Source organism: Roseitalea sp., assembly GCF_984466335.1.
This window is the reverse complement of sequence record NZ_CFIFWG010000240.1, coordinates 1-2675: the sequence shown is the minus strand read 5'-3', so window position 1 is coordinate 2675 and position 2675 is coordinate 1. Positions and strand designations below refer to the sequence as shown.

Genomic DNA, 2675 nt, shown 5'->3' with positions numbered 1-2675 from the left:
CTCGGCACCGGCATTGCGCGGGGCGTCTACTGGCGCGACATGGGCGTTGTGAACCTTGCGACCGGCCAGCCGACAATGGCCTTGACCGGCGCCGCGCGCGCGCGTCTCATGGCGCTGTTGCCCGGTGGGCACGAGCCGGTCATACACCTGACCATCACCGACGACTATCCTCTGGCGCAGGCGTTCGTCGTCATCGAGGCCGTTCCCGCGCAAAGCCGGCCGCCCCGCGATTGAAGCGCCGGCCTGTAGGGATTATGTGGCGCTGGACCGCACGGGCCCGAAGCGGAACCGGACACCAAGGAGCAGGACCATGACCATGGCGGAAAAGACCGAGAAGAAATCCGGCGGGATCGGCGAAGTCGTATCGGTGGTCGTTCAGGCGCTGATCCTGGCGCTTTTGATCCGCACCTTCCTGTTCCAGCCCTTTTCGATTCCTTCGGGCTCGATGCGGCCGACCCTGCTCGAAGGCGACTATCTGTTCGTCTCCAAGTTCGCTTACGGCTATTCGCGCTATTCGCTGCCTTTCGGCCCGGATCTGTTCGACGGGCGCATCTGGTCCGGCGCGCCCGAGCGCGGCGACGTGGCCGTCTTCAAGCTGCCCTCCAATCCCAGGCTCGACTACATCAAGCGCGTGATCGGCCTGCCCGGCGACACGGTGCAGATGCGCGACGGCGCGCTCTTCATCAATGGCGCGGCGGTCGAGCGCGAGGCGATCGGCACGATCGACGATGTCGACATCACCGAGCAGAACCGACCCGTGCGCGTCTATCGCGAAACGCTGCCCAATGGCGTCTCCTACCGCACGCTCGACATCACCCAGGGCACGGTCGGCGACGACACGCGCCAGTTCGTCGTGCCGGCCGGGCACTATTTCCTGCTCGGCGACAATCGCGACAACTCCGCCGACAGCCGCTTCAATGTCGGGTTCGTTCCCCACGAAAATCTCGTCGGCCGCGCCAACATCGTCTTCTTCTCGATCGCCGGCGGCGCTTCGCCGCTTGAAATCTGGCGCTGGCCGGCCGAACTGCGTTTCGACCGCTTCTTGCAGTCCGCATCGCGATGACGCAAATGGCCGGCGCCGGCGAACCGGTTTCCAGCGACACGCTCGCCCATCTCGAACGCGTCACCGGACACGCCTTCGCCGATCTTGCGCGCCTCGACCGCGCCCTGACCCATTCGAGCGCGCGGGACCGCACCGGCACCGATTACGAGCGCATGGAGTTCCTGGGCGACCGCGTGCTCGGCCTTTGCATCGCCGAGATGCTGTTTGCCGAGTTTCACCAGGCCGACGAGGGCGAGCTGTCGGTGCGGCTGAACGCGCTGGTCAATGCCGAGACGCTGGCGTCCGTCGCCGACGAATTGGAGCTGACGGGGCACATCCGCGCTGGCGCCGACATGGGCAACATCGCCTCTGCGCGGCTCAAGAGCGTGCGCGCCGACGTGGTCGAGGCGCTGATCGCCACCATCTATCTGGAAGGCGGCCTGGAGGCGGCGCGCGCCTTCGTGCGGCGCTGCTGGACCGCGCGCGCGCGCCATGTCATGGCGGCCCGGCGCGACGCCAAGACCGAGCTTCAGGAGTGGACGCACAAGTGCTTTTCACAAACGCCGTGCTACCGGGTGATCCTGCGCGAGGGCCCGGACCATGCGCCCGCCTTCACGGTGGAGGTGCGGATCGCCGCGCTTGCCCCCGAACGGGCGACCGGTCCGTCCAAGCGCCAGGCCGAGCAGTCGGCGGCGGCGGCGGTGCTGGTGCGCGAAGGCATCTGGCCCGCCGAGTCGGTGGCCGCGCCATGAGCGCCGGCGGCGGCGCGGACGATGCGCGGACCGGAAGCCGCGCCGGGTTCGTCGCGCTGATCGGCGCGCCGAACGCCGGCAAGTCGACGCTGGTCAACCGTCTCGTCGGTTCGAAGGTCACGATCGTCTCGCGCAAGGTGCAGACGACGCGCGCGCCCATACGCGGCGTTGCGATCCACGGCGCGAGCCAGATCGTCTTCGTCGACACGCCGGGCATCTTCGCGCCCCGGCGCCGGCTCGACCGGGCGATGGTGCGGGCGGCCTGGGCCGGCGCGCACGATGCCGATCTCGTGCTCGTTCTGATCGATGCGCGCAAGGGCCTGGGCGACGAGGAACAGGCAATTGTCGATGCGCTGCCCGGCGTGAAGACGGCCCGCTGGCTGGTTCTCAACAAGGTCGATGCGATCGATCCGCCCAAGCTTCTGGACCTGGCCGGCAGGCTGAACGATCAGGCCGGCTTCGCGCGGACGTTCATGGTCTCGGCGCTGACCGGCTCGGGCTGCGACGATCTTCTCGCCGCGCTTGCCGGCGCTCTCCCCGAGGGTCCCTGGCTCTATCCCGAGGATCAGCTTTCGGACCTGCCCATGCGCATGCTGGCCGCCGAGATCACCCGCGAGAAGCTCTATGAGCGGCTGCACCAGGAACTGCCCTATGCCGCAACGGTCGAGACCGAGACCTGGCAGGAGCGCAAGGACGGCTCGGCGCGCATCGAGCAGGTGATCTATGTCGAGCGCGACGGCCACAAGAAGATCGTGCTCGGCAGGGGCGGCGCGACGATCAAGGCGATCTCGATGGCCGCGCGCACCGAGATCGCCGAACTGGCCGGCCAGCCGGCGCATCTGTTCCTGTTCGTCAAGGTGCGCGAGAAGTGGGGCGACGAT

4 protein-coding genes are annotated in these 2675 nt (G+C 68.0%); all 4 read left to right on the top strand.

Features of this window, described 5'->3' with window-relative positions:
• The coding region (locus AC5E6L_RS15010) for a holo-ACP synthase (RefSeq protein ID WP_491774381.1) at window positions 1-234 on the top strand (234 nt) is incomplete at its 5' end.
• 76 nt (window positions 235-310) lie between these two features.
• A complete protein-coding gene (gene lepB / locus AC5E6L_RS15005) occupies window positions 311-1063 on the top strand; it encodes a signal peptidase I (RefSeq protein WP_491229453.1) in 753 nt (250 codons plus the stop codon).
• Window positions 1064-1068: 5 nt separating this feature from the next.
• Window positions 1069-1794, top strand: coding sequence for a ribonuclease III (gene rnc, locus AC5E6L_RS15000; protein ID WP_491774379.1), 726 nt, complete (start codon window positions 1069-1071; stop codon window positions 1792-1794).
• Window positions 1791-2675 (top strand): GTPase Era (gene era, locus AC5E6L_RS14995; protein WP_491774377.1); only part of this gene is annotated, 885 nt, incomplete at its 3' end. The genes rnc and era, both read left to right, overlap by 4 nt.

Coding starts and splice junctions, on each gene's coding strand:
- rnc (WP_491774379.1), top strand. CDS start 1,069: ATGGCCGGCGCCGGCGAACCGGTTTCCAGCGACACGCTCGCCCATCTC.
- lepB (WP_491229453.1), top strand. CDS start 311: ATGACCATGGCGGAAAAGACCGAGAAGAAATCCGGCGGGATCGGCGAA.